Origin of the sequence: Paenibacillus thiaminolyticus, from assembly GCF_003591545.1 — a bacterium.
GTDB classification, from domain to species: domain Bacteria; phylum Bacillota; class Bacilli; order Paenibacillales; family Paenibacillaceae; genus Paenibacillus_B; species Paenibacillus_B thiaminolyticus_A.
Genome location: NZ_QYZD01000004.1, coordinates 257,141 through 283,042, shown reverse-complemented (window position 1 = coordinate 283,042; position 25,902 = coordinate 257,141). Strand labels below are relative to the sequence as shown.

The window sequence follows — 25,902 nt, the reverse complement described above, 5'->3', positions numbered from 1 at the left end:
GAGAGGTATTAAAGAGATGGAAAAAATCAAAGCTATAAAAACCAAATTAGGTGAAATTCATGGAAGAGACGCGATCTTCCTTGATGATATTCAATTCAATTATCAAAAGAATGAAGTTAAATTAATTGGTGAGATAAATGGACTATTATGCACAGAATCAGATGATGATGAGTTTATTGGATACGAATTGCTCTTCAAGAATGTTTATTACTTTAATATGGTTGAGTTAGATGTAAGTTTACAGATGTTCGATAATCTATACGATGAAAGTAGTTACAGAAAGAAGAGCAGTAGGCAACAAATTAGAAGGCTGATTCAGAGAAGCCCAGAACTTCATATAACACAGTATCTACGCCCTTGGTTCGCAAGATGGGGTAGGCAGAGAAGCTGAATCGGCTGCTCACAACCCTGCCAGGCTAAGGCCGTCGGACCAGGCGCGGAGCGCCTTAAGCCTCTCGGGTTTGTAGATACAAGAACATTAGGCGAATTTCCTGAGGAGGTATAGATCGATATGTCTGATCATTGGGACATTTATTTTTGTGAGATTGAAGGTAAGTTTTCATCAATTGTATTGGATATGGATATCTGGAAGGAGATTGAGAAATCTGAGTATCCTCATCCAATGGCTTTAAGAATACCAATTAAGAACCCTGGAGAAAGCGGTACTCCTATTAATGAAGAGGCTGATTTAATCAACGACCTAGAAAACAAAATCAATAATGAGATGTTAGGTTTTGGATTTAATGTTGGCAGGATAACTACTGATGGGTTACGGGATGTATTTTATTATTTTTCTAAACCGTACGAGCTAGAAAAAGTAGCAGAAAAGTATTTCTTTGAACATGGATATGAGATTGAGGTTCATAATATCGAAGAAGAAAATCCTTGGGATTTTTATTTTGCGTTCCTTTACCCCAACAAATATCAAATTCAACATATGGGGAATAGAACAGTTCTCGATCAGTTACGAGAGTCAGGGGATACGTTAGAAAATCCGAGAAAGGTAGAACACTGGATCTATTTTCAATCTATTAAAGATAAAGAGAATTTTGATGCTAAGGTTATACTTTTGGGATTCAATATCGAATCAGATCCTTCTCATGACGAAAGAATGTATTCTCAAATCTATCGTTCTGATTACGTCGACTTCCATTCGATAAATGAAGTTACGGATATCCTTGTTGATTTAGCAGAAGAATGTAATGGTGAATATGATGGATGGGAAACCATGGTAGTAAAGTAGATTGGAGGAAGAGGCCGCTTTGCCTAACACCGTTTTCAACTGCGGGGCTTTCGCCCCAAGGTGGTCAGATGTATAAGCATGGAAGAAGGTCAGACAACACACGATCCGGCTTAAGATAGGAGCTATCTAAGGCCGGGTCGCGTCGTGAATACAAAACATTGTATGTAATACCCGAAAAAAATGAATAGGCGGGATACTCCATGGATGTTCAGAAAAAACTTCAGTACGAACTTGAAGCTAACGATGAATCGTAAATAGAAGGTTTCATCTTTGTACTAACAGGTGTTCCCAAAGAATATGTTAAATTGAGTACAGCCAATAAGACAAATGTCATTAGTGATTTCCTTTATTATGCGGAAGTTCAAAAGAAGGAATTATGGTAAGCAGGCAGCGGTCTACCTTTTTGACAGATTTCCTGGTGCATGGGAGATTAGACAAACAGAAACAAATATACAAGCCCATCAGTTTTGGAAGAGAGTAAGTGATGAATAACGAAGGGGAAGTACATAGAAAAAAGCATGTAGAAGAAGACCGATGGCGGGGACCCATTCAATGTTTTCAGAATGATAGTCATACGTGATGATGAGGAGAGGCGTCGTGAACCAAAGAAACGTTATCGAAAATATCCGCAAAAAATAAAAGAAAGGGAGATGTCCATGAATGGGGCTTAAAGAAATCAATCAAAAATTAAAAGAAACAAGAGATGAATTACTTGGAATTGTTAATGCATTGAATGGAGATCAATTAAGCAAGCGTAAAGAACCAAACAGTTGGACTATAAGCCAGGTATGTCAACACTTAATCAAGACAGAAGAATTATATGTCATGGCAATAAAGAAAGGATTAAAGAGTACAGAAGATTCGTTTATCGAGAATAAACCACAATTGGAATTTTTAATAGATAGAAGCAATAAGATAGAGGCTCCTGACATTGCTAAACCGGACGATGAAATATTAGAAGTCAAAGAAATAATTGAAAAACTAAATCATTCAAGAGAGAAGTTAAACGAAGTATTAAACACGGTAGAAGACCCATCACTGCTAAGCAGAAGACATTTTGTACACCCGGTTTTTAAAGAGATGTCATTAATTGAATGGGTTAAATCACTATACTTGCATGAACAAAGACATATTAAACAAATTATTGAAATTAAAGATGGAATTTAAGTAAGGCAATTGAATACTCGATGAAGGCGGATACATCCGGTAGCACTGCGTATCTACGCCGTGGGCTTCGCCCTCGGTTCGAAAGGACGTCGTTGAAGTTCCACATCGATCTATTTATCGATGGAATCGAGGACACGTTAGAGCCTGCATTTGAGGTCATTCGTCAACTGAATCAATCGCTCAAGCTGGCGGTGAAAGCGGGAAACCATATGGGAATAGCTTATAAGTTAACATGCGGGCATTGCGCGTATCACAGTAATATGTTTTTTAGGTATCGGGTACTTGAAGATTCACTCGGATACCGATCAGTTTGAACTGCCTCATGTCTGCCCCCGGTGCGCGGAGCCGCTGACGTCTGATCCATTGGAAGAACTGTACCCGGAAGCAACGGTTTTGCTTGTCCGGAGTGCCGTAAAGAGAAGCTGGAGATTGAGCCTTTCATGGATTGGGATTAGGTGATGGGTTAACACCAATTCATCGGGCGGGAGCGACCGCAACATCCCGCCTTTATGCTGAACATTGCCAGACTTGTACCCCGCATGGCAACATAAAGGGGGATGTTTTGGGTTACTAGGACTAATCTTTTATAAATGGAAGTACGACGATAGTATCAAATCGTCTATTTCCTGGCCTCGTTTGGAGATATCCGCCGTATTTTTTGGCTACTCGCTGGATGTTGCTCAACCCGATTCCATGCAAGTGAGGATTGTCTTTACATGTGCGTTCCAAAAAGCGGTTTTGCCCTCGTCGTGCATTTATGACTTGTATGAATAAGGCTTGCGAGTTCGAGGATATATTCAAGTGGATAAACCTGTCTTCCTTTTGAGAAACAAGCTGGGCGGCTTCAATTGCATTGTCCAGCACATTCCCTAGTACGATACATAAATCATACCGGTCCAGAAAAATATCTGATGCGTCAATTCGTATGTCGTATTTCATCGTTATACTGCTATCATATGCGATTTGAAGCGAATGGCTGACTAGAGCGTCTATAACAAGGTTACCTGTTGTAACACGTAAATAGGCGGAATTCATGTGTTCCAACATCTGATTGAGATGAGCGATGGCTTCCTCGTCCCGCTGCTCCTGAATGCAAGCACGGATGAATACTACATGTTTTTTGGTATCATGTAGGATGCGTTTCATGCTTTTGAAGGAATGAGCCGTTTTTTCACCGTTACTGCGATGATACTCTATTTGCTTTAGCAGTCGCCGGCTTTCATCTCCCAACCGTTTTTTTTCCATCAGACGATTAAATAGAAAGACGATAAGAAAATTAATTCCGATAATGCCTATAACGGAAAATGGGTATAGCCAATTACGATGAGCATAGAAAAAAGTTGTCTTTAGTATGATAAAGTTGAACAAAATTACGCATAGGACGGCAAAATAACTGGCCTTTTCCAACTGACAAGCGTATCTTCTACACTTGATCAACTGCAGTATGATGATGAAATACAACATCATTAAGGAAGAAGCAGCCAAGAGTAAAAACCGGGTTTCTGATATAGTTAAGTCGATCGTGTTTTCCAGTCCTTGAAAAAACAAGATAAGCTGATACGACAGCCATTCCGCGATAAATCCCAGGAGAAGATATAAGAAAGAGAACAAAACTCGGTACTTCATTGGCGCTGAGTAGAGGAGGGAGATAAGGAGAAAAATTGAAAATAATAATAATCCTGTGATGAGAACCGGCAAAAATGACACAGATGAAAAGAATATAATCCCTCCAGCTACTGTATAAGCAAGTCCGGTGATCCAGTTTTTTCTATCTGGGGCGTAAAACAGAATTGTAAAGTATCGGTAAAGCGAATATAGTTCCAAAAAAGTTATTGCTAGGAAAAGTTCAAAAGGCATAAAGTTGCCCTCGACCGTTAAATTGGGTAACTCTGTACCGGGTATATGCTTCATGAATCCCTTTCTTATAGGAACGCCCCAGCGGAAATGACTCCTTATTGCACATGAACACGGTATCGGAAGTGAATTTGTGTACATACTCTAGATTAATAATGATCGAACGATAAATTTGATAAAAAAAAGCATTTAGTTTGCTCGCAAACTCAGCCAATGTGCACACCGTGGTGAAGCGTCGTTCCATTGTGATCACTTCCACGTGTCTTTTATCAATCTTTTCAATCGCAATGATTTCAGAGGCTCGCAATACGATTTCACCCGCATCCGTCTTGACAATTACATATTGAAGAATGGCGGCATTAATATAGTCACATAATCTACCCATTATCACTTGAAATTGCTCATATTCAACAGGTTTGATCATGTAGTGGAAGGGTTGTACATGAAAGCTGTCGATCATATACTGCGGATAATGAGTCGTATAAATGATTTGCACCTCTCGATCCGGCAATGAACGGATTTTCCTCGCTGTCTCGATTCCATCTATTCCTTCCATCTCCACATCCAGCAGCAAAACATGAAATGTATATCGGCCATGCTCTTTATAATGCTGTAATAATGCTTCTCCTGAGGAAAAGTAATTTATTTCGAACTTGTAGGATGTACCAACAGAAAGCTGAGAAAAAAACGTTTGTAATTGCTGATGCTCTTTTATTGAATCATCACAGACTGCTACTTTGAACAAGGCGAATTTCTCCTCCTTATTTTTATTAAACACCCTTATAATTACATTATACCAATATATTTCTATTCGACAACTTGTCCTTATATCAATTATAGAAAAATAGTCTTCCATGGCGAAAAAACATTAAAAACGGTGTAAAACCTTACACGAAGTTGCAATTCACGCCCTTAAATATACAATTAGTCCAATATTATTCAACATTGGATCTGAATATGTTATATTGGGTCTAGCAACATACACCTACTCCAAGAACCTTATATTCTCTTCTTGGCATTCAATATATGAATGGTCAAGAATTGAATAGATATCTCACAATAAGGGAAGGAGGTGAAAAAAATGGCTCAATGTCCTTCAGGTTACTGGCCTATCGGGAATGAAGAAAGTGCAACACACTGTACTGGCTCAGCGTGTCAAACTGGCGATCGCAGTAAAGGTGAGCACAGTTTAATAAAACACATTTACCTTCGCTGTCAAAACAGTTCTGGAGTTTATACTGATTATTATTCCCATACGAAGTTTCTTGACTGTTGTTAATCGGCCGCTATGTTAGGTAAACAAATTATGGGTATAATAGCCAGAGCCGTCGTGGCTCGGCTATTATACCCGTCTAATTCATGGGGGATAATATGAGGGAAATCATGAAAACGCAAACTCATCATAAATTCATGAAGAGAGAGCATCGCAATGTACCGGATCTTGGTGATTATTTGCCTTCGTTCTCCGTGGACGAAAAGACAAATATCTACGACTATATTACGAATTATCTTATCGTTGTCGTTCTTTCTACCACTTGCCCTCCTTGCCGGAAAGCTTTGGAGGTTGTATATGAGTTCGTGAATAAGACACCGAACGCGAATATCGTTATGTTGATCAATACGGATACTGAAAGTTTTCTGGAAGTAAAAGAGCTTTTTGAGGACAAACTGAATGTATTCCTCGTGTCCGATAAGCTCATTCGATCTTATTTCCAGGGTGTGCCTTGGGGGCTAAGTTTGAATGCTTACGGTCAAATTGTGGGCTCTTATGCATTTGACAATCTGGAGTGGTTTGAGAAAATAATTTATCCTGTAAAGAGCTTAATTATAAAATAAAGTAAATATTATGAGTTGGAGGGAGGATATCGTATGCACAGCAAACTGGATAGAATTTTCAGAGCAAAAGCGGGAGACAGGGATGAACTCCTACAGAACTATTCCGTTGGCGATCTTTTTCCGTCTGAACCTATTGTTTTGGAGGGGGAGGAACGCTTTTTGTTTTGTTTCATTTCTCTGTATTGTTTGGATTGCGTCGATTTATTGCCGCACTTGAACAAAATGAGTGAGCTCTTTTCAGGGGAGTTTATTCTATTTACAGACGCAAGTCATGAAGAAAATATGGAAATCGCGGATCACTTTGGGTATAAGTTTACGCTTATTTCCTGTACAAAAGAAGAATTAGCGATGAAATACCGCGTCTATTTAACGCCTTTTATTTATGTTTTGGATTCGAATTCTGTCGTTATAGCAGCGCATAATGTTCAAAATGAAGCCGAGCTTATGCGATTGCTCAAAAGCTTGAGTTTATTGAAGCCGCTTACGACGGCTGAAGCTGGTGGTTCGTCATGAGACAGCCTGATGTAGAGGGAATCATTTTGGCAGCTCAGAAGGTTCATTTTGATTACGAACGTAAAACTCATGGCATTGATAATGTCCTGACTTCATTACATGTAGACGCTTTGCCGTCGATTGCGCTTGTTGATATATGGGGGAAGTTATTGTTCTTCGGTATGGACGAGGCAATCATATGGATTATCGTAATGAATCCAGCAGATGAAGTGATGTTAATGACGGAGAAAAACCTTATGCCAAATATGCGTGATGACCTGATGACGCCTGGAATCGATTTTTCGATGGGTATTCGCTTTCTGGTAAATATGGAGGGTAACTACAAAATAAAGTTATCCTCGGAAAACAAAGAGATTTTCACATACCCTTTATATATAGCTGTAAGAAACCGTCTGGAATAGTAATTCGCCTTTTGAAAATAACAGTTGCAGAGGAAACATGTCCAATGAGAAGACAAAAAGAAAAAAAAGCAGATACTGTTCTTTTTATACTTCGCCGAATCATACCTGTCACGATAAAGGTATTTCCGGGTTTAATGGCAATGCTTGTCTTTGTATTGCTCATTCAGTCTGCAATTCCGCTTTTGCAAGTTTTTGTAACTGCGAAATCAATCAATAACATCCAGCAGTTGCTTGAAGGGAACACGGCGTTATGGATCGTGATTGCCTGGCTAGCCATCGAGGGGGGAACTAGGATTGTGGCAGCTACCATGCTCTTGTTCGAACAGTTGCTGCAAAAAAAAATGAATTTTAAAATCAGTTTCTTTTTCGAAAAATTAGTGCTGGAGAAGACGGAGAAGCTGTCCCTCATACATTACGAGAACCCTCATTCCTATGATCTTCTGGCGCAAACGAATGGCGCTGGAGATAGGGGACTTCAAATAATGATCTCATTCGGTACGATCTGTATGTATTCGATTACAATTATAGGCTACATGATAACTTTGTTTCAGTATAGCTGGATTTTATCTCTATCCGTCATTGTCCTTGCTGTTCCCAATATTATTTTAAATCTTAGAGTCAGCGAACAAAGGTATGGACAAATGCTATTACAATCCCCCAACTCCCGTAAAGCATTTTATATCACACATCTATTCAAAGCAAAAGATTCGATAAAAGAAATGAAACTATATCAAACAAACAAATATCTTATAGAGAAGTGGGTATCCATCTACTGGAAGAATGCGAATGAAAAATACAATTTAGAGAAAAAGGCGGGGATCATGGGTTTCAGCTTTGATAGCATAGGAGTGCTGTCCGTATTCATCGCATCCGCCCTACTGATTCATATCTCTTCCACAGGAAAATTGAGCATGGGGGAATATGTTGCATTAACTATAGCGATCTCAACTTCATATGGAATGATCAAAACGATAGCAGCTCGTTTTTCTAGAATGTATGAGGATTCCCTTATTGCCAAAAGACTGTATACATTTCTTGATCTGCCCGAAGAAGAAGGAATCAATAGAGGACAAAAATTCCCGGAAAAATTGTCGATTGGAATTGAGATAAGAAATTTATCATTTTCTTATCCGGGGCATAACCACCCGACATTGAACAATATTAGTTGTACCATACGGCCTAATGAAAAGGTTGCCATCGTTGGATACAATGGAGCTGGAAAAAGCACCTTGATCAAGTGTTTACTCGGCTTATACCCCGTTCCCGACGGTACTATCTTTTTTGATGGCATTGATATTAACGACTTGGATAGAACCTTATTATACGAAAATATGACGGCCGTTTTCCAAGATTTTGTTCGCTACAACTTAACCGTCAGAGAAAATGTAGGTTTCGGCAACCTGAGTAAAATGAATGATGACGCCGTGCTGGAAGAAGCTGCTTCCAAAGCGGATATTGACTTCTTCATCGATCAACTCCCTCATAAGTATGACACCGAATTAGGGTCCGTATTTGCAGGAGGGCAAGATATATCTGGCGGACAATGGCAACGAATCGCGATTAGCCGCGCATTTTTGAGAGAGTCGCAGATCGTCATCTTGGATGAACCGACTTCTGCGTTAGACCCTATAGCCGAATCTCATATCTTTGAGAAAATGATGACCATTACAGAAGATAAAATCGCCATTTTTATTTCTCACCGACTTAGCGGTTGCCGTTTGGCAGATCGTATCTTTGTACTGGAAAACGGTATGATCGTAGAGTCCGGGACTCATCAGGAATTAATGATCGAGGGAGGATGCTACGCGGAGATGTTCGAAAAACAGTCATCCGGTTATCGTACCGCAGCAACCGCAATTTGACTGTGCGCGTTCTTCCGCTATGCGATGATGACTACGAAGATGGAGGTAGAAGTATGGAAAAAATATATTTTGATTATTGCGCGTCTGCTCCGCTCCATCCCGGAGTGAGTCAAGTGCTAGTGGAGACTTCCAGGAATGTATTTGCTAATCCATCCTCCGTTCATGAGACGGGACTGGAAGCAAGTCAACTTGTCGAAGATTGCAGGCAAAAAATAGCGGATTTATTAAACGTGAATATGGAGGAGGTTATTTTTACATCAGGAGCTACAGAAAGCAACAATCTGGCGCTATTTGGAGTTTGCCGGGCCATGCAAAAAAAGACATCGAAGCCTGTTCACGTCATTACATCTCACATCGAACACCCGTCCGTTTACAACTGCTGCCAACAGTTAGAACAAGAAGGCATCGAGGTCACCTATATTCCGGTTGACTCCAATGGGATCGTCGATGTGTCGGATATCGAGAGAGCAATCAAAGACAATACTGCACTCATTAGCATTATGCATATTAATAATGAAACCGGAGCAATACAACCCGTTCATGAAATCGGAACGATGTTAAAAAATAAGCGTGAAGATATTTATTTTCATGTTGATGGTGTGCAAGGGTTGGGGAAGGCAGACTTACATTTAGACCATATAGACTTATATACATTATCAGGTCATAAAATTGGAGGTCCAAAGGGAGTCGGCGCTTTAATCATCAAAAATAAGGTAGATATAGTGCCTCTATTTTATGGCGGAAATCAGGAGTTTGGATTACGGTCAGGCACGCTTAATGTACCTAGTATAGCCGCTTTGGCTGAAGCAATTAAAATCGCGGTTTTGGAGATAGAGGAGAGAAAAAGACAGTTGAACAGTCTTCACTTCTTATTGCGATCAAAGCTTTTAACGATTCCTAATATCTTTATTAATAGTCCTCAAGCTTCTAAGTGCGCGCCTCATATTTTGAACTTCTCATTTCCTGGAATACCATCGGCTGTAACCATAAGTATTCTCGGGAAGCAAGGTATTATTGCATCCTCGCAATCCGCTTGTGCATCTAAGGGCGACAAGATAAGCCGTGTATTAATGGCTGCAACTAATGATTCTGACATTGCATCAAGCAGCGTAAGGATTAGTATCCATGAAGAGGTTACACGTCCCGAGATGGAATATCTAATAAGTTCAATTGTAAAAATGAGCGATTTTACAGCGTCAAAGGGAAAAATGCTCACCTTGCTATAGGGGAGAAGTGGGGTTCGAACTCGGTATAATCAATATGCGCCTGGGGTTCCTCTTTAATACGAATCGGAGACACTGAAATCTTCCATAGCGGGGATGTTGTTTACCAATACTCCCTTGTGAGGATTGAGACGACGCAATACAGCCGCGGTTTTTTCGAACGGTTCGGGTTCGCTGCAGACCGGGTTGTCCCGGACGGCTTCGCTCAGGGCCTCATGGCGCTATCCTTTGTCGCACGTGGTAGAGCATTCCTCCGAGCCGGCTTCTCCCATTTCCAATTTCAGTTGGGAGATCCGCTTTTCGCCCCAATCGTACATCATCTGAATGATCGGCAGCAGGGTCATCCCCAGCTCGGTCATCGAGTACTCCACGCGGGGCGGCACCTCCGGGTACACTTCTCGGTGGACAATACCGTCCTCCATCAGTTCTTTCAGTTGGCTCGTCAGCATTTTGTGCGTAATTTTGGGGAACAGGCGCTGCAGCTCGCTGAAGCGATGCGGTCCTTCCACCCCGAGATGCCACAGGATGACCACCTTCCACTTGCCGCTGAACATGGAGAGGGTCAGTTCCTTGGAACAGGTAAAATCACCGTTTTTGAGCTTTTCCTTGATTTCTTTTCGTATGTCGGACATCGGGTAAATGTTCACCTCTTCGTTGTTCTTAGCCAATAGTACCCTTTTCGTAACCACCGTACAAAAAAGTGCATTCTTCCCGCTTCTCGCGATACGGGCTATAATGGCGTTGATCGAACATCTTTCTTCTTATATTGTAAAGGAGTGACACGACAATGTCTAAAAAAGTACTGATTCTGACCGGTGATGCGGTCGAAGCATTGGAAGCATACTATCCCTATTATCGTTGCTTGGAGGAAGGATTCGAAGCCACCATCGCTTCGCCGACGGATACGAAAGTGCTGCATACCGTCGTCCACGATTTTGAAGACTGGCAGACGTTTACGGAAAAGCAGGGCTACCAGTTGGAAGCCCATGCTTCATTTGAGCAGATCGATCCCGAGCAGTATGATGCCCTGATTATCCCGGGCGGACGGGCACCGGAGCATATTCGCCTGCATAAAGATTTCCCGCGGATTGTCCGCCATTTCTTCCAGAAGGACAAACCCGTCATGATCCTATGCCATGCCAGCGTGGCGCTGACCGTGATCGCCGAAGAGATCAAAGGGCGGGAGATGACGGCCTACTTCGCTTGCCGTCCGGAAGTGGAAGCGGCGGGGGCGAAGTACGTAGAGACCCGGTTCCATGTGGAGCGCAACCTGATTTCCGGCCATGCATGGAACGACTTGCCGCAGCTGATGAGAGAATTCGTGAAGCAGGTCAATGCTTTGGCCTAAATCTAATCAAAGTTCATTCGCCAGCTCTTCGGAAGCGAAGCGGAGATAGGATTGAAAAACATAAAAAGAAACAAACGAAGATACAACGCGATTGTATTTTCACTCGCTATTAGTATCGTTCTGTTTCTTGTCGTCTCCTTTTTCACCGCCAGCTTGAAAGAATCTTGAAACTCTCACAGGATGGTGTCAATTATGATCTTCAAATGTCGTACGGCAATGAAAAAAGAATAGACGATCGGTTGCTTCAATCCATTGCATCCCTTGATGATGTACAGGAATACAGCGGTAAAAAAGGAGAACATTATTGATGCAATAAAGCAGGAGAGTATATAGGTTGGTATAAACGGGCCCTGACGTTGAAGTCAGGGCCGTTTTTGTTGCGATTAGCGCTTGACATAACCTAATAGAGAGGGATATGAATGGATAGTCGGAGTATATAAGCAGGCGGTGGTATAAGAAGCGATGAAGATATCAATCGAAGAAATCAATACCCAAGAGGCAGAAGAAATCATCATTCGATGTCATGAGGTCAATGAGGAAATTTTGGGCCTTGTGCGCCGGATTAAAGCGAAAAATAAGGTGCTAATGGGCTTTCATGAAGATGCGATTCACCAAATCAAGCTTAGCGATGTGTACTATTTTGAAGCGGTGGATAACAAGGTGTTTATGTATTGCCGGGATAAGGTCTTTGAAGCGAAACAGAAGCTATACGAGCTCGAACAATTATGTGAGGGAAAGAAATTTTTCCGCGCCTCCAAATCTAGCATTATCAATATCGCCAAAATTTCGTACATCAAACCGTCACTTAGCGGGAGGTTCGAGGCAAGAATGGATAATGGGGAAACGGTTATGGTGTCGCGTCAATATGTACCGATTCTTAAAACGATGCTAGGAATATAGGGAGGGGAGAAAATGAATTTTTCAGAGATGGTAAAAAGACTTGCAAGAGATTACTTGCTCATTTTTGCAGGCATTGTTATTTGTGTCTCCCTGCTTAATCAGCAATATGCCGTGATGAACGACCTGGATGCTTCGGAGTTCTCGCTCGGTCTCCGTCATATATACGCAATCATGATGTGTGCATTGGCTGGCGTTTTGCCAAGTCTTATCTTCTATTTTCCCTCCACAATAAGTGAAAAGGGAATGCGTGTGCGAATCCTTATCCATTTTGTTATCGTAGAAGCCGTGCTGCTTATTTTCACGAATAGAATGGGCTGGGTTACGGGAGCAGCCGGAGCCACTATACTTGCATTACAAGTTGCCATCATATACCTGCTGGTTCGTGTCCTTGGATGGAACAATGACCGACGAGTCGCAAAGGAAATCAATGAACAACTGCAGCAACTTAGAAAAGAACATGAACCATAAGACGGGGAGGCAAGCAGCTTACCTCGTCTTTTTTACCGCTTACCCGGCTCATCATGCAGCATACCGCAATGCATATTTACGCTGTGCACAGGGTTGTGTATGCTGATGCTGCACTAGATAAGCTAAGGGGCTTGGATTATGGGGATCCTTCTATTGGTTATTGCAGCCGTTTTTGAGGCAGCATTTGCTCTATATTGCATTGGCACAAAGTCGAATCAGAATAAAGTCAGAGGCATGATGAGAATCGGGGCGTTTGCCGTATTCGTTATGTTCACGCTGGCTTCGGTCATTGAGTGGAGCTTCCGCTGGATGGGGATTGGCCTGCTGCTGCTTGTCTGGGCGGTGCTTGGCGTGCGGGCGCTGATGCGAAGCAAGGAGGAGCGGCAACAATACAGATGCGGCCGCATGGTCAAAAATGCTTTCGCTATGCTTGTGCTCATCGCAATGGCTGCAAGTCCCGCCCTCGTATTCCCGCAGTATGCATTGCCGCAAGTTACGGGGGAGTATCAAGTCGCAAGCGTATCTTACACCTATATGGACAAAAACCGCATTGAACAGTTTACCGGCACGGGAGAAAACCGAGTCGTCAATGTTGGGTTTTGGTATCCCGACAATGCAGACGGAACCTACCCGCTTGTGGTATTCTCGCATGGAGCCTACGGCATCAATGGAAGCAACGCCTCTACCTATACGGAGCTTGCAAGCCACGGCTATGTGGTGTGTTCGATTGATCATCCTTATCATTCCTTTTATACGGCATCCGTCGACGGAACCGTTGCTCTCGTCAATTCGGAATATATGCAGGAAGTCAACAATTCGAACAAGGGCGTGTCACGGTTGAGGAAACCTACGGGCTTATTCAAAAATGGATGAAGCTGCGCACGGATGATATGAACTTTGTAATCGATACGGTTCTGGAAAAAGCCAAAACCGGCAGTGGCAACGTGTATCAATTGGTGAATACCGAAAAAATAGGTGTATTCGGCCACTCCATGGGCGGTGCAGCGAGTGTGTGGCTCGGCAGGGAGCGGGAGGATATAGGCGCCGTTGTAAATATTGATGCCCCGCTGTTCAGCGAGCTTGTCTACAATCGGGAGACCGACGATTTTGCGGCTAGCGGCCAACCTTACACGACACCGCTGCTTAATATGTATTCTGATAGTGTCTGGGTGCAGCTCAATAGCAATTCGACGTATGCGGAGAACAAAGCAATTGATGAACATGGCACAGTAGTTTATACCGTTTATTTTCAAGGTGCCAAGCATATGAGTCTTACCGATCTGGCACTCTTTTCACCGATGCTTGCCAATATGCTGCAGGGCGGCAGGGCAGAGATTGATTCCTACTACGCTATTGACACGATGAACCGAATCATACTGGAGTTTTTCGATTGCTATCTCAAGGGGAAAGGCCGCTTCACTTCTGCGGGGACCTATTGACGGCAAAGTGAGGTTACAAGCAATGCCTGGCGTCATCTATGGAAGGACGTAGTAAAGCATTTTTATCATTTACACGAGGGTGGGTAAACTTTCCCACCACGCATAATAGGCAGGTTTGCCCTTGTTGGAATTTTATTGTCCTTTATCTCAAGGGGACCAAAGTGGCTAGACTGGGTTTCATTGCATGATCAACCATCTGTGCCTGAACATGCCGTCTATGTACAGAAGATCTCCGATCAAGGGAATGTGTTGCTTGGCGGTCCATTTGCTGATGGTGCAGGAGGGGCAGTCGTCTTGGATGTAGAAAGTGAAGAAAGAGCAATTGAATTAGCCGCAAATGATCCCGCCGTGAAAAGTGGAGTGTTTACTTATCAGGTAAAGGAATGGAGTACTGTTTTCAGTAAATATGAAGGAAATAAATCTAATTATGATCAAGGCTATATCGACTATAAGCATGAAAAACAAAAGGAATTAGGAATATATGATTGGAATGAATAAATGATAATCTTATAGAGGTTTTTCTAGTATTTCTAGTATGAAATAAAATAAGAGGAGCACTCGCGGTGATAGGTCCTATTTTTTTAAGGGGTAACGTAATAGAGAAATTTAGGGAGCATTTAAACTTTCGCTACTATCACGTTGTCCATCATGGAATAAGCAATGGTGAAAGCTCAAGTAAGCACTTTTCTAAACATGAAGTCGATGCAATGATTTGTGAATTTCATGATTCTCATTTCCCGATCATTTGTTTTACTGGGTGATCGATACGGTATGGAAGGGGGAGCGAACGTATCGTTCCCCCTTGCCCTCCAATTCCCAACGCAGGCGGGTTCCCGTGCCAATAGGTCCGCCGCAATTACGAGATCCGCTTCACATTGAGCAGCTCATCCTGTGGCATAGCCAACGCCTGCTTCGAGAGCTCCAGCTTCAGCTTGTCAAAGCGTGCGATATCCTTAACCGTCATTGCTTGATTGCGGCCTTTGGCCAAGAAGTCGTAGAATTCAAGCGGAAGGAAGTCCTCCTTCAACGCCACTTCAACGGCTGCCCCATCTATCGTCGAGATGACAAAGGCGTAGGATTGATCGCGATGCGGGTCGTATTGCGCGACCGGGTATTGGACATCCACCGTGTACGCCCCGCGCGTAACGGCGCGAGTCACGAATTCGAATGCATCGCGGAAGCCAGGGCCCGCATGCCCGGAGAGAATGCGGAGCGAGCCCCGCTGCGGCGGCTCTGTGCCGAATAGTTCATGGATGGCAGCCTGCTGAACGCGAAAAGCGACAGCGATAGCCATAAGAGCCAGTGCTCCATGATATTTCTTAATATCTTCAAAGCGGACTTCGATGATTTCCTTGTTGTCCCTAATATGAATAACAGACATAAGTTAACCTCCCGGATGCACCCTCCCGCAGGGGCGCAGTAATTGATTACACGTTGCTGGCAGAACGGAATACGCCCTGAACATACTCGCAAAAATCATTTTCGATGTGTGTAAGCGGAGTGTTCTTCCGCCGCACAAATCCGTTATTTCGCTCGATTCGCAAACCGAACACGGGCTTCGTTACGAGTTCACCTGTACCCAGCAATCCACGCACGGCATAGTAGGGGATAAAGGCAGCGCCCAGTCCAGCCTTAATCGACTTCTTGATTACTTCAAAGCTGCTCATGTGAATCGTGTCAGGTTCTATCCCCAACGAACGGATCGGAGATAATATGCAGTCCTGCAAATAGCTATTTTGCGGAAGCAGCAGCGGTATACGAGCGATATCGCGAGCGTAGAGAATTTTGCGCTCCGCCCAAGCGTGATCCGGCGGAAGCACGAGCACAAACTCATCCTTGAACAGTGTAAAGGAGTCAAATTGATCCTGAACATACTTGTCTTCCTCATAAATAGGCAGGAAGGTCATATTGATTTTTTCCTCCATAAGAAGGCCGATCAGATCTCTATAACAATGGGTATGGAGCTCAAAGCGCTGCTGCGGAAAGCGATGGTAAAACTGTGCTAACATATCCGGCAGTATGTATACCCCCAAGTAGTTGCTTGCATACAACGAGAGGACCGGATTCGCTAGCCCCGCGTTTTTGATGTTCAGCGAAGCCTCCTCGAACAGAGCGATCATTTTCTTCGCGTATTGATGCAAAATTTCCCCCTGAGCCGTCAGCCGAACCGATTTCCCCGAACGGATGAACAGGGTCGCCTCGAATTTCTCTTCCAGCTGTTGAATGTGATTCGTCACCGTCGGTTGAGAGCAGAAGAGCCGCTTTGCCGTTTCGGAAAAAGACCCGCATTCAGCCAACGCGAGAAACGTTTCCATTTTATCTAGAACCTTCACGAGCGGAGCCTCCTAAGGGGGATGGGAATCGTAGTGAGTATACTATAAATGAGATTGAGAATCAATATCAATTGAATTATGATGCCTATCGTGTTTTTTAATACATCGATTAAATAATAGTATGAAAGTGAGACCAACCAGGTAAAATCGGGATGATTTCATATGACACCCTCTTTTTATGATATTGATTTTCATTCTCAATTAATTTATCTTAAATTTTGTACGTTACAGCTAGAATCGAGAAAAGGAGTGTTAGTTTCATGCGTTTTCGCACAGCATCATATTTCATCATTTTGGTAACGGCGTTCCTGTTGCTCGCGGGATGTCGTTCAGAGAATACATCTTCAGCGACAGAAGCTGCAGAGACATCACCGATCTCTTCGGCAGCGCAGCAGCCTTCCATTCGCATCGGATGGCAGGACAGCGGCTATCCATCGCCGTTTGCCTTCAAGCCGTCAGGCCCGGGCGGGTATTTGCGGAACAGCTTCCTGTTCGACACGTTAACCTGGAAAGACGATACGGGGATCATTCCATGGCTCGCTGCTTCGTGGAAGGTGTCTGAAGATGGATTGCGTTATACGTTCACGCTGGAGCGGGATGTGAAATGGCATGACGGAACGGCCTTGTCCGCCAAGGATGTCGTGTTCACATTTGAATACTTCAAGACACACCCGTTTCCCTGGACAGGCGACCTAAGCCAGATCAAATCCGTGACCAGCCCGGGGGACGGAACGGTTGAGTTTCAATTGAACAACAAGTATGCTCCGTTTCTAACGGATCTGGTAGGGATCGTGCCGATTATTCCGAAGCATGTATGGGAAAAAGTAAGCGATCCGCTTGCTTATCGCGATCCGTCAGCCTTGGTCGGCACAGGTCCGTTCACGCTGAAGCAGTATGATGAGAAGTCGGGGCAATATTGGTTCACCGCCAATGAGAGCTATTTCAAGGGAAGCGTTAATGTCAAGGATGTTGCTTACATAGATGTGAAGAATAAAGTGCTGTCCCTGCAAAAAAATGAAATCAATGCGGCATCGACGTTAAGCTATCAGGAAGCGGAGCAGCTTCAGAAGGAAGGCTTCCAGATGATGAAGAGCGAACCGACTGGCAGCGCGGTACGCATTGTATTCAACCTTGATCATCCGCAATTAAAAGATAAACGATTGCGCCAAGCATTGGCCTATGCGCTTGATCGTGCGGAAATGGCCAGCAAAATAGCGGGCGGGACGCCGATTCCGGGCAGCGGCGGAATTATACCGCCGGATTCCCCTTGGTATAACGATAAGGTGAAGACCTATGAGTACAACACGGCCAAAGCGGAACAAATGCTGGACGAGCTTGGTTACCGCAAAGACGGCACCGGCGTACGGCAAGATCTGAAGCTAAGCGTGATCGTCTCCTCGACATCCAAAGAAGCGCAAATGATGAAGGAGATGCTGAAAAAGGTTGGCATTGAATTGAACATTCAACAGGTGGATGGAGCGACGTTCACCTCCGCCATGGGGGAGAACAAGTACGATATGGCCTTGACGGGGCATATCGGATTAAGCGGAGATCCTGATTTCCTGCGGCTGTGGTTTTTGGGGAAAGCAAGCAATGCGTTTGCGGCGAGAGGCAGCACATTTGACCATCCGCAATTCCAGCAGTTAGCCGAAGAGCAGCTGCAAGAGCTGGATTCGGCAGCACGCAAGCAGATTGTAGGCGAGATGCAACTGATTTTGTCAGAGGAATTGCCGACGCTAGTCTTATATCATCGTCCATTTTATTTCTTGTATAAGGAAGCCGAGTTCGACCGTTGGTTCAACACGTATGGCGGTATAGCCGACGGAATACCGCTATGGGACAACAAGGCGGCATTTATCGATGCGAAGAAGAAGTAAGAACACGGTCACCTATTTGGTTGTGCTGTTATTTGTACTGCTCTTAAATTTTGTCCTCCCCCGGTTGCTGCCGGGGGGGCCAGTTGATTTTTTAGAGGGTGGGGAAGACGGCCCCGTTTTTATTTCGGATGCGCAAAAGGCAGCAATGATGGACTATTATCGTCTTGATGAACCGGCATGGATGCAGCTTGTGAACTATGTCAAGGGGATCATCACCTTCGATTTCGGGCAGTCATTCACCTATAAAATGCCGGTCTATGAAGTGATTATGATCCGGCTTCCATGGACGCTGTTTATCGTCGGCGCTGCCACCGTACTATCCATTATCATCGGCATCGCGGCCGGATTGGTATCGGCATGGCGGCATACGGGAAATCAGGACCGCGGCTGGTTCATTGCCATGATCAGTGTCAGCACGATCCCGGAATTTTTGACAGGGATGCTGCTGGTGCTCGGGCTTTCCGTAAAGTGGGATTGGTTCCCTCTTGGCGGCGCGGAGACGCCGTTTTATGCGGCTAACGGCTGGTGGGATTATGTGCTTGACGTGTCTTGGCATGCGGTTCTGCCGATCGTGACTTTAACGGTGGCGAATATGGCCAGCATTTATTTACTTATGCGCAATGAAGCGATTCGGGTGCTGCGCGAGCCGTTTATTGAATTCGCCTTGGCCAAAGGTGTGGCCAGGGGGACGATGTTGGTTAGACATGTCCTGCGCAGCGCCATTCTTCCGGTTCTAACACTAATTGTGGTCCGCCTTGGCGGGCTGCTGGCGGGATCGGTACTCGTTGAGACGGTATTTTCATACCCAGGCATCGGCAAGTTGCTGCAGGAAGCGATCCTGGCGCGGGATTACCCGCTGCTGCACGGACTTTTCGTGTTGATGACGGTATTTGTATTGCTGCTGAACATGATTGCAGATCGGGTATATCCACGGCTAGACCCTCGCATCCAACTCGGAAAAGGGGGAGCATGATGAATCCAACCAAAATGGCAGGCAGCGTGATTATCGCCTGTTTTGTCGTACTGGCTCTTGCCGGGCCACTGCTTACAAATGCAGACCCCTTTGCCTTTGATCATGATCGACTGCTCGCTCCATCAAGCGCGAATTGGCTCGGCACGAATGCGCTGGGGCAGGATGTCTTCAGCCAGTTAAGCTACGGGGCGCGTGCGACCCTTCTCATCGGGCTGGGTGTTGCCCTGCTGAGCACCGCACTCAGCGGCGTGCTTGGACTTGTGGCAGGGTATGTCAGAAGACTTGATCCGCTGATCAATGGATTGGCGAACGTTCTGCTCGTGCTGCCTTCTTTGCTGCTGGTGCTTCTGGCAGCCGCCTTTACGGCAGGTGGTGTCTGGCAGCTGATTATTACGCTAGGCCTGCTTACTTGGCCTGGATATATGCGGCTTATCCGAGCCTCCGTGTTGTCGCTGCGTGAGCGTGAATTTGTGAAAGCGTCCCAGGTGTTCCATGGAACACCGTTCTATATATTACGAAAGCACCTGATGCCCTTTATCGTTCCATTGTTGCGAACGAAGTTCATTCTGTCGTTCCGTCAGGCCGTAACGATGGAGGCGAGCTTGTCTTTCCTTGGTCTTGGCGATCCGAACCAACCGACATGGGGGAAAATGCTGGAGCAAGCGTTCCATCACAACGAGACCTGGATGACGGCGGCCTGGCAGTGGACGATTGTACCGCCCATGCTGGCGCTCCTGCTGGTTACGATCGGGCTGGCCTTGGTTAGTGAAGGTGAACATCAACAGGGAAGCAGCTGGCGTCGTTCCTTCCGCCCCAGCAGCAAGGTGAAGCCTCGGCGTGCCGAGCAGCGGCCTTCACGTGCTGCTGAACCAGATGAACCCGCAGTTGAGGTTCACGATCTAAGCGTAGTGCATCAGGGGCGCACGATATTGCAGCCGATGTCTTTTGCCGTTGCAGCGGGAAGCATTACGGCTATTATTGGCGAATCAGGCTCAGGCAAAACGACGCTGGCGCGGGCGATATACGGCTTGCTGCCGGATGAGGCAATGAGCGGATCGGTATATATTCGCAGCGGCGGAGAGGCTGAGCAGGGGATGAATCGTTGGGTCGACGCCGCATTCATTGCGCAGGATCCGCGACTTAGCTTTCATCCGCTGTTGACCGTTGGGCAGCAATTCATGGAGGCCATGAAGGGGAGGGGCATATCCAAGGCTGATGTTGCCGGGAAGCGGCTGGCCGCGGAGCAGGCGTTGCGGGAAGTGCAGCTTCCGGAGCGGCTGCTGGACAGCTATCCGCATGAATTAAGCGGAGGCATGCTGGGGCGCGCCCTGATCGCGCTGGCGCTTATCAATAAGCCAGCCCTGCTGATTGCGGATGAGCCGACAAGCGCGCTTGACCCGCTCGTCAAGCGGGAAATCTTCCGCTTGCTCATCGAAAAAGTGAGAGCGCATGGGATGACCCTGCTGCTCATCACCCATGATGTGCCGGCAGCACTTTGTGCAGCGGATGATGTGATGATTATCAAGGAAGGCCAACTGCTGGAGCATGCGTCTGTGGAGAAGTGGATGCATGAGCCTGCCACGAGCTATAGCCGCGAGCTGCAGACATTTATACCATCGATGAGGTGAGATCTAAAAAGTAAGGAGTGCATGTGGTGCTGCTAGAGCTACAGCATATTTCAAAGCGTTTCGATCCGTTGTTGCCCTTTGCGGTCCAGAACATATCTTTCTCCATCTCCGATCATGAAATATTTGCGCTAGTAGGTGAAAGCGGATCGGGAAAATCAACGCTGGCTCAGCTCATTGCCGGGTTGCTGCAGCCGACGGAAGGGAGGGTATTGTGGAAGGGGACTCCCATTACGCCGCAAGCGAGCGTGCAACTCGTATTTCAGAACCCGGATCGATCACTTAACCCGTATTGGAAGATCAAAGATATCATTGCCGAGCCGCTTCGGTTGAACCAATGGACGCGCTTGGCGTCGCAGCGGAAGGCCGAGGAACTGATGGAACAAGTTCGCCTGCCTCATGAGCTATTAGATCGGCGGCCCGTCGAATGCTCAGGCGGACAAAAGCAGCGGATTGCCATCGCGCGCGCTTTAGCGCTGGAGCCTGAATTGCTCATCGCCGATGAGATTACATCGGCCCTTGATCCGATGACGGAGCGGGACATTTTAAGCTTGTTGTCGGAGCTGAAGCAGGATCATAACATGTCCATCTTATATATTACGCATCGGCTGGAAACGATTCACGGCTTCGCCGATGCTGTCGCTGTGATGAAAAACGGCATGCTGCTTGAGAGCGGAGCGGCGGCGGATATCATGCTGCATCCCGTTAACGCCTATACCCAATCACTCATAGCAGCTTGTTATGATGACAATTACATAGGGAGGTTATGATTAAGATGATGGAACCTATCAAAATCGCTTATTTGGATTCCTATTCGGACAGTCCCTCGCGGGTGTATCGGCATGACTTGTATGAACATCGGTTAGAGCGCATGTTCTTATACGATATGACGATAGATAGACTGGCGCCATACGGCGCGCTGATCGTGCCAAATAATATAGACGAGGAATTTTTATATCAGCATTGTGATTGGATAGCGAAGTATCTGGAACAGGGACGAATTGTCGTGTCCTTTGCCCAAATCTTTTTGTCGTGGCTGCCGGGCAATGGCCTGTGGAATCGGAGTCCGCTGGACATCAACGAACGGACGATCCTTGCCCATGACGAGCATCCGCTTTTTCACGGTGTCACGGAATATGACTTGAATTATCGGCGCGGGGTCAAAGGCTTTTTCTCGCGGGGCTATTTCGAAGCTCCTGCCAATGCGGAGATCGCCCTGAGGGATAATGCCGGGCAGACCGTTGTGTATATTGATCGTCACACGACCCGAGGCACGATTATGGCAGGAGCCGGCACCGATCTGTTGGGCTATGGCTTGTCCGACACGACAACCGCACGAAGATTAGGGCCGCAGCTGCTGGCTTGGATCGATGGAGAGTTTGAGGATAAGCGGACTTTTTGAACTATCTATAAGAGGAGTTAAGGCGATGAAGACAGCTATCTTATACAGCGGCATCAGCTACCAGCATTATTTTTTTACGAGAAAGGACGGAAAGTACGGACAGCGGTTTACGGATAGAATCTACTTATTGGATTTGCATCGAACCGATTTGGGGCCGTACGATTACGTTATTGTACCGACTCGCTTGAATCAAGATCTGCTGTGCGAGCATGCGGAGCAGTTCCGTCAATACTTGGATCAGGGAGGACACATCATCAGCTTTGGGGAGATCGAGAAGCCGTGGCTCACTCCGGTCAGATGGAAGTATTACCCGACCAATTTTTACTGGTGGGTGAATCCGGGCGCGGATTTGCCATTGTATCCGGCTGATGCCCAACATCCATTATTTCAAAAGATTACGGTCGACGACGCGAAGTGGCATTATCATGGCGTGTTCCGGTTGGAAGCGGGGGCAGGAGCGGAGCCTGTTCTCGTGAATGAACTGGGCGAAGCAGTTATTTGCGTCGATCGGCAATCACACACAGGAAATATGTATATGACAACGTTGGATCCGGACTATCATTTCGGACAAGGGTTTATACCTAAAGTGGAAACCTTCCTGGATGGTTACCTTGCTTGGATCGAAGAGGATATGATGAAGAGAAGTTCCGAAACGTCATTACAACTAAACAATTCATAAAAAGCAAGAAATACTGTATGATATATACATCTGTATGATTTCAGAACCTAAACGTGGTCGTATTTATTGGGGAGAGAGGAAACTCTCTCCTTTTAACTTATGCACGGGTATATCATACGACATTGTGTTCAACCTGGAAGTAGCGTTCCCGGGTAACTCAAGCCTTTAAGGTTCGTAAATACTAGGGACGTATTTGCCATTCAACGACTCGACTTTATAAAGGGGTGAGGGGCGAATTAGAAGAGGTATCAGGAAGAGCATCGAGCTTGATTAGCGTCATGGTGCTGTGCGCCATGCCGGTCTCCACCTTTTTAGTAGGCCTGATTAGCGGTATGGTTTCTATTTTTCGGAATCATTGGCGGGGCCGGACTTCTCGTTGTTGCTTTCTTGCTAATGAATCCTCACTTAAGAAAAAGGAGCGAAGAGTCTCACCATCGGCGGATCAGAAATCAAAAGGTATCTCTCTTTAGTCCCATATAACGAAATAGGGCGGGCATTTGATTACACATGTGTCTCTTAAATCCTTGACACGAAAATTCAACTCATATATATTGAAATTAATAATAATTTTGTAGAAATATGGATTACTTACCTTGCTTCTTCTGACAGTCTACTTCACGAAATCTCTCGGCAAGTCATTTGGCATAGACCGCTTAGAACTTTACTCGCTCATAACTTCTGTTCTCTCAACATGTGCAGCAAGTCCCGATAACGATGTCACACAACAGACAATCGCAACAGACAATCTCGTGGTTAGTTCCTTGCCATATCCTTATTCAGTCGGAAGCGAGGTGTATTTCTGCATGAGCGGACAATTAACGGGACGGATTGCTTCGACACCAGCCCGCCTCCTGCATGATGAAGTGTTGGAGCCGCAATTCCGGTACGAGGTTGAATATTTGCTGCCTGCGTACATTCAGATTGAGTTAGCCATGCTTTTGGAATATGTCAGAATGGGCTTGATCACGCGACAGGACGCTTTAGAGATTGCAAGAGCGCTTCAGGCCGCTGAACGCGGCACAGTTGCACCGGACCCCGGGCGCAATATGTCCGATATCTCCTTTGCCCTTGAACGCCATGTTGAAGGTTTGCTGTCCCGGCCGGTACCTTGCTGGCACATCGATCGCAGCCGCAATGATGTGCAAGCCTGCGCCCAAGTCATGTTCGGCCGTTCGCAATGGCTGGAGACGGCAGACGAATTGGGGCAGCTTATTCAATCGATACATAGGTTGGCCGTCCGCTACCGATCGATCCCCATGCCGGGATATACCCACTACCAACCTGCGCAAATCATTACTCCCGGGTTCTATCTTTCCTCCATTAACGGTGAATTCGTGCAAGCGATGACTCGCTGGATGCACATCTATGACGACATGAATCAGTGCCCGCTAGGAGCGGGGGCCATGGCCGGACTGGAACTGCCGTGGAATCGTCAACGGTTGTCCAAGCTGCTCGGGTTTCGACAGCCGCGGACGAGCGCGTTGGCGGCAGTCGCGTCTCGAGAATGGGTATTAAGGATCGCTGGCGAGCTGTCCACTTTCTCCGTACTGGTCTCCCGATTTACGACGGATTTGATTCAATGGGGTAGCAGTGAAATGAATTTCCTTCAATTGCCGGATGACTTATCGGGTATTTCTTCCGCCATGCCGCAGAAGAGGAATTTCCCGATTCTGGAACGGATTCGAGGGAAGAGCGCCCATCTGTCCGCATTTTATATGGACATGGTCCTTGGACAGCGGAATACAGCCTTCACGAATTTAGTAGAAACATCGAATGAGGCCGGCACCCATCTGCTGACGTTGTTCCAACAGACGAGAACCTTGCTTCGCCTGCTGAAATCAGTTACCGATCATTTGCAATTTGACGAGGAGCGCATGCTCAGCATATGCAAACGGGACTTTTTCGGAGGATTCACGCTGGCGAATCAGCTGACCTTGGAGCAGGGAATTCCGTACCGCACAGCGCAGGTGATCGCAGGCCGATACATCGCTGCTGCCCTTGAACACGGGGTGTCCCCGAATCCGGGCGATGCACGCCTGCTGCAGGAAGCCTGTTCGGAAGCAGGCGTGTATGTGCCGGATACCGCCCGTCTCCTTGCCTCTTCCTTCGATGTGCTGGCGAGTCTGTATGCCAAGAAGTCTTCGGGCTCGACTCATCCTGAGGAGGTACAGCAGATGCTCGCGGCCCAGATGGAGCAGGCGGAGAGGCTGGAGCTTGAGCGGCAAGAGCGAGAGGCTCAATTGTTGGCGGTAGAAGCCAGGCGAGAGAGGCTATTGAAAGGATTGCTCTTTAACAAGAAAGGGAAGGGTGTAGGAATAGGTGCGGTATGAACAATGGGCGGATGCAATTGGAGAGACCCCGTTAGTTAAGCTGCGAGTGGACGAACGGTCGATTGGCTCCGTCTACGCGAAGCTCGAGTAGATGAATCCGTTCGGCATGAAGGATCCTGTGGCCAAACGATTCTGGCAGCGATACGGTCGGGAGAACTGAAGAAGGGCATGCCGATAAGCTCGTCAGGCACACTGGCTTGCGCGCTTGTTGGGCGCCAGTTGGGCCATGACGTCCACATCTGGGCAAGCAAGGCTGGCAAAGCGCGAGACTGGAACGTCTGCATGAATTTAATGAAGGAATACCCTGGCGCGTTCTGGCCCCGACAATACGATAATCTGGAAAAATCTCGGGCCTATGAAGAGTTGGCTTCCGAGCTGCTACGGGACCTTGTACGCGAGCTGCTGAAAGACCCTGCAGTGTAGGAGATC

The 25,902-nt window shown here is 46.1% G+C and carries 26 protein-coding genes and 2 pseudogenes; 23 read left to right on the top strand and 5 right to left on the bottom strand.

What is annotated here, in order from left to right:
- Positions 1–16 precede the first annotated feature (16 nt).
- The 3 genes from DQX05_RS07675 to DQX05_RS07665 all read left to right on the top strand — a co-directional run bounded on the left by DQX05_RS07675 (position 17) and on the right by DQX05_RS07665 (position 2,410).
- Positions 17–391, top strand: coding sequence for a hypothetical protein (locus DQX05_RS07675; protein WP_119792351.1), 375 nt, complete (start codon positions 17–19; stop codon positions 389–391).
- Between the two features lie 120 nt (positions 392–511).
- The gene (locus DQX05_RS07670; protein ID WP_119792349.1) at positions 512–1,243 is read left to right on the top strand and encodes a DUF695 domain-containing protein; all 732 of its coding nucleotides are present in this window, start codon (positions 512–514) and stop codon (positions 1,241–1,243) included.
- Positions 1,244–1,903: 660 nt separating this feature from the next.
- Complete coding sequence (locus DQX05_RS07665; RefSeq protein ID WP_119792347.1) at positions 1,904–2,410, top strand: DinB family protein; 507 nt, start codon at positions 1,904–1,906, stop codon at positions 2,408–2,410.
- Positions 2,411–2,986: 576 nt separating this feature from the next.
- On the opposite strand, the gene DQX05_RS07655 is transcribed toward DQX05_RS07665, so the two are convergent.
- Positions 2,987–4,321, bottom strand: coding sequence for a sensor histidine kinase (locus tag DQX05_RS07655; RefSeq protein ID WP_182914662.1), 1,335 nt, complete (start codon positions 4,319–4,321; stop codon positions 2,987–2,989).
- Complete coding sequence (locus DQX05_RS07650) at positions 4,257–5,009, bottom strand: LytR/AlgR family response regulator transcription factor (protein WP_182914661.1); 753 nt, start codon at positions 5,007–5,009, stop codon at positions 4,257–4,259. The genes DQX05_RS07655 and DQX05_RS07650 overlap by 65 nt, the downstream gene beginning before the upstream one ends.
- Before the next feature lie 638 nt (positions 5,010–5,647).
- On the opposite strand from DQX05_RS07650, the gene DQX05_RS07645 reads away from it, so the two are divergent.
- From DQX05_RS07645 to DQX05_RS07625, 5 genes are read left to right on the top strand one after another with little or no spacing between them, the layout of a single operon-like run.
- A complete protein-coding gene (locus tag DQX05_RS07645; RefSeq protein WP_147385164.1) occupies positions 5,648–6,100 on the top strand; it encodes a TlpA family protein disulfide reductase in 453 nt (150 codons plus the stop codon).
- A 33-nt stretch (positions 6,101–6,133) separates the two neighbouring features.
- On the top strand, positions 6,134–6,613 hold the full coding sequence (locus DQX05_RS07640) for a TlpA family protein disulfide reductase (protein ID WP_119792340.1): 480 nt from the start codon (positions 6,134–6,136) through the stop codon (positions 6,611–6,613).
- Positions 6,610–7,014, top strand: a complete 405-nt coding sequence (locus DQX05_RS07635) for a hypothetical protein (RefSeq protein WP_119792338.1) — start codon at positions 6,610–6,612, stop codon at positions 7,012–7,014. Before DQX05_RS07640 ends, DQX05_RS07635 begins: the two co-directional genes overlap by 4 nt.
- Before the next feature lie 44 nt (positions 7,015–7,058).
- Positions 7,059–8,876, top strand: a complete 1,818-nt coding sequence (locus DQX05_RS07630; protein ID WP_119792336.1) for an ABC transporter ATP-binding protein — start codon at positions 7,059–7,061, stop codon at positions 8,874–8,876.
- A gap of 53 nt (positions 8,877–8,929) precedes the next feature.
- Positions 8,930–10,102: a cysteine desulfurase family protein gene (locus tag DQX05_RS07625; RefSeq protein WP_119792334.1), complete on the top strand. Its 1,173-nt coding sequence runs from the start codon at positions 8,930–8,932 to the stop codon at positions 10,100–10,102.
- 218 nt (positions 10,103–10,320) lie between these two features.
- Here the strand turns inward: DQX05_RS07625 and DQX05_RS07615 are convergent, their stop codons facing one another.
- Complete coding sequence (locus tag DQX05_RS07615; RefSeq protein ID WP_119792333.1) at positions 10,321–10,731, bottom strand: winged helix-turn-helix transcriptional regulator; 411 nt, start codon at positions 10,729–10,731, stop codon at positions 10,321–10,323.
- A 155-nt stretch (positions 10,732–10,886) separates the two neighbouring features.
- On the opposite strand from DQX05_RS07615, the gene DQX05_RS07610 reads away from it, so the two are divergent.
- The 7 genes and pseudogenes from DQX05_RS07610 to DQX05_RS07585 all read left to right on the top strand — a co-directional run bounded on the left by DQX05_RS07610 (position 10,887) and on the right by DQX05_RS07585 (position 14,752).
- Positions 10,887–11,447, top strand: a complete 561-nt coding sequence (locus DQX05_RS07610; protein WP_119792331.1) for a DJ-1/PfpI family protein — start codon at positions 10,887–10,889, stop codon at positions 11,445–11,447.
- Between the two features lie 6 nt (positions 11,448–11,453).
- Positions 11,454–11,731, top strand: a pseudogene (locus DQX05_RS31850) (ABC transporter permease); the annotation flags it as partial.
- Positions 11,732–11,909: 178 nt separating this feature from the next.
- Positions 11,910–12,347, top strand: coding sequence for a LytTR family DNA-binding domain-containing protein (locus tag DQX05_RS07600; RefSeq protein WP_119792329.1), 438 nt, complete (start codon positions 11,910–11,912; stop codon positions 12,345–12,347).
- Positions 12,348–12,359: 12 nt separating this feature from the next.
- Positions 12,360–12,815, top strand: coding sequence for a DUF3021 family protein (locus tag DQX05_RS07595; RefSeq protein ID WP_119792327.1), 456 nt, complete (start codon positions 12,360–12,362; stop codon positions 12,813–12,815).
- Between the two features lie 234 nt (positions 12,816–13,049).
- Complete coding sequence (locus DQX05_RS31845; protein ID WP_259391848.1) at positions 13,050–13,688, top strand: alpha/beta hydrolase; 639 nt, start codon at positions 13,050–13,052, stop codon at positions 13,686–13,688.
- The gene (locus tag DQX05_RS31840) at positions 13,685–14,254 is read left to right on the top strand and encodes an alpha/beta hydrolase (protein WP_259391847.1); all 570 of its coding nucleotides are present in this window, start codon (positions 13,685–13,687) and stop codon (positions 14,252–14,254) included. Before DQX05_RS31845 ends, DQX05_RS31840 begins: the two co-directional genes overlap by 4 nt.
- 198 nt (positions 14,255–14,452) lie before the next feature.
- Positions 14,453–14,752: a YciI family protein gene (locus DQX05_RS07585; RefSeq protein WP_259391846.1), complete on the top strand. Its 300-nt coding sequence runs from the start codon at positions 14,453–14,455 to the stop codon at positions 14,750–14,752.
- 358 nt (positions 14,753–15,110) lie between these two features.
- Here DQX05_RS07585 and DQX05_RS07580 read toward each other — a convergent pair whose 3' ends face one another.
- A complete protein-coding gene (locus tag DQX05_RS07580) occupies positions 15,111–15,635 on the bottom strand; it encodes a hypothetical protein (protein WP_119792323.1) in 525 nt (174 codons plus the stop codon).
- Between the two features lie 46 nt (positions 15,636–15,681).
- Positions 15,682–16,587, bottom strand: a complete 906-nt coding sequence (locus DQX05_RS07575; RefSeq protein ID WP_119792321.1) for a LysR family transcriptional regulator — start codon at positions 16,585–16,587, stop codon at positions 15,682–15,684.
- A 260-nt stretch (positions 16,588–16,847) separates the two neighbouring features.
- Here DQX05_RS07575 and DQX05_RS07570 point away from each other — a divergent pair, with 260 nt between their 5' ends.
- The 8 genes and pseudogenes from DQX05_RS07570 to DQX05_RS31835 form a co-directional block, all read left to right on the top strand.
- Positions 16,848–18,464, top strand: coding sequence for an ABC transporter substrate-binding protein (locus DQX05_RS07570; protein WP_119792320.1), 1,617 nt, complete (start codon positions 16,848–16,850; stop codon positions 18,462–18,464).
- Complete coding sequence (locus DQX05_RS07565) at positions 18,448–19,437, top strand: ABC transporter permease (protein ID WP_119792318.1); 990 nt, start codon at positions 18,448–18,450, stop codon at positions 19,435–19,437. The genes DQX05_RS07570 and DQX05_RS07565 overlap by 17 nt, the downstream gene beginning before the upstream one ends.
- Positions 19,437–21,065: an ATP-binding cassette domain-containing protein gene (locus tag DQX05_RS07560; protein ID WP_119792316.1), complete on the top strand. Its 1,629-nt coding sequence runs from the start codon at positions 19,437–19,439 to the stop codon at positions 21,063–21,065. The genes DQX05_RS07565 and DQX05_RS07560 overlap by 1 nt, the downstream gene beginning before the upstream one ends.
- A 26-nt stretch (positions 21,066–21,091) precedes the next feature.
- Positions 21,092–21,832 (top strand): ABC transporter ATP-binding protein, encoded by a 741-nt coding sequence (locus DQX05_RS07555; RefSeq protein ID WP_119792314.1) that lies wholly within the window; start codon positions 21,092–21,094, stop codon positions 21,830–21,832.
- A gap of 5 nt (positions 21,833–21,837) precedes the next feature.
- On the top strand, positions 21,838–22,464 hold the full coding sequence (locus tag DQX05_RS07550) for an aspartate/tyrosine/aromatic aminotransferase (RefSeq protein WP_119792425.1): 627 nt from the start codon (positions 21,838–21,840) through the stop codon (positions 22,462–22,464).
- A 25-nt stretch (positions 22,465–22,489) separates the two neighbouring features.
- A complete protein-coding gene (locus tag DQX05_RS07545; protein ID WP_119792313.1) occupies positions 22,490–23,143 on the top strand; it encodes a hypothetical protein in 654 nt (217 codons plus the stop codon).
- Positions 23,144–23,946: 803 nt separating this feature from the next.
- Positions 23,947–25,473, top strand: coding sequence for an argininosuccinate lyase (locus DQX05_RS07535; protein ID WP_119792311.1), 1,527 nt, complete (start codon positions 23,947–23,949; stop codon positions 25,471–25,473).
- Positions 25,463–25,869: pseudogene (locus DQX05_RS31835) on the top strand (cysteine synthase family protein); the annotation flags it as partial. The gene DQX05_RS07535 and the pseudogene DQX05_RS31835, both read left to right, overlap by 11 nt.
- Positions 25,870–25,902: the final 33 nt, after the last annotated feature.

Bases quoted from the DNA above. Each gene is read 5' to 3' on its own strand.
- DQX05_RS07675 (WP_119792351.1), top strand. From the start codon at position 17: ATGGAAAAAATCAAAGCTATAAAAACCAAATTAGGTGAAATTCATGGA.
- DQX05_RS07670 (WP_119792349.1), top strand. From the start codon at position 512: ATGTCTGATCATTGGGACATTTATTTTTGTGAGATTGAAGGTAAGTTT.
- DQX05_RS07665 (WP_119792347.1), top strand. From the start codon at position 1,904: ATGGGGCTTAAAGAAATCAATCAAAAATTAAAAGAAACAAGAGATGAA.
- DQX05_RS07655 (WP_182914662.1), bottom strand. From the start codon at position 4,321: ATGAAGCATATACCCGGTACAGAGTTACCCAATTTAACGGTCGAGGGC.
- DQX05_RS07645 (WP_147385164.1), top strand. From the start codon at position 5,648: ATGAAAACGCAAACTCATCATAAATTCATGAAGAGAGAGCATCGCAAT.
- DQX05_RS07640 (WP_119792340.1), top strand. From the start codon at position 6,134: ATGCACAGCAAACTGGATAGAATTTTCAGAGCAAAAGCGGGAGACAGG.
- DQX05_RS07635 (WP_119792338.1), top strand. From the start codon at position 6,610: ATGAGACAGCCTGATGTAGAGGGAATCATTTTGGCAGCTCAGAAGGTT.
- DQX05_RS07630 (WP_119792336.1), top strand. From the start codon at position 7,059: ATGAGAAGACAAAAAGAAAAAAAAGCAGATACTGTTCTTTTTATACTT.
- DQX05_RS07625 (WP_119792334.1), top strand. From the start codon at position 8,930: ATGGAAAAAATATATTTTGATTATTGCGCGTCTGCTCCGCTCCATCCC.
- DQX05_RS07615 (WP_119792333.1), bottom strand. From the start codon at position 10,731: ATGTCCGACATACGAAAAGAAATCAAGGAAAAGCTCAAAAACGGTGAT.
- DQX05_RS07610 (WP_119792331.1), top strand. From the start codon at position 10,887: ATGTCTAAAAAAGTACTGATTCTGACCGGTGATGCGGTCGAAGCATTG.
- DQX05_RS07600 (WP_119792329.1), top strand. From the start codon at position 11,910: ATGAAGATATCAATCGAAGAAATCAATACCCAAGAGGCAGAAGAAATC.
- DQX05_RS07595 (WP_119792327.1), top strand. From the start codon at position 12,360: ATGAATTTTTCAGAGATGGTAAAAAGACTTGCAAGAGATTACTTGCTC.
- DQX05_RS31845 (WP_259391848.1), top strand. From the start codon at position 13,050: ATGATGAGAATCGGGGCGTTTGCCGTATTCGTTATGTTCACGCTGGCT.
- DQX05_RS31840 (WP_259391847.1), top strand. From the start codon at position 13,685: ATGAAGCTGCGCACGGATGATATGAACTTTGTAATCGATACGGTTCTG.
- DQX05_RS07580 (WP_119792323.1), bottom strand. From the start codon at position 15,635: ATGTCTGTTATTCATATTAGGGACAACAAGGAAATCATCGAAGTCCGC.
- DQX05_RS07570 (WP_119792320.1), top strand. From the start codon at position 16,848: ATGCGTTTTCGCACAGCATCATATTTCATCATTTTGGTAACGGCGTTC.
- DQX05_RS07565 (WP_119792318.1), top strand. From the start codon at position 18,448: ATGCGAAGAAGAAGTAAGAACACGGTCACCTATTTGGTTGTGCTGTTA.
- DQX05_RS07560 (WP_119792316.1), top strand. From the start codon at position 19,437: ATGAATCCAACCAAAATGGCAGGCAGCGTGATTATCGCCTGTTTTGTC.
- DQX05_RS07550 (WP_119792425.1), top strand. From the start codon at position 21,838: ATGATGGAACCTATCAAAATCGCTTATTTGGATTCCTATTCGGACAGT.
- DQX05_RS07545 (WP_119792313.1), top strand. From the start codon at position 22,490: ATGAAGACAGCTATCTTATACAGCGGCATCAGCTACCAGCATTATTTT.
- DQX05_RS07535 (WP_119792311.1), top strand. From the start codon at position 23,947: ATGAGCGGACAATTAACGGGACGGATTGCTTCGACACCAGCCCGCCTC.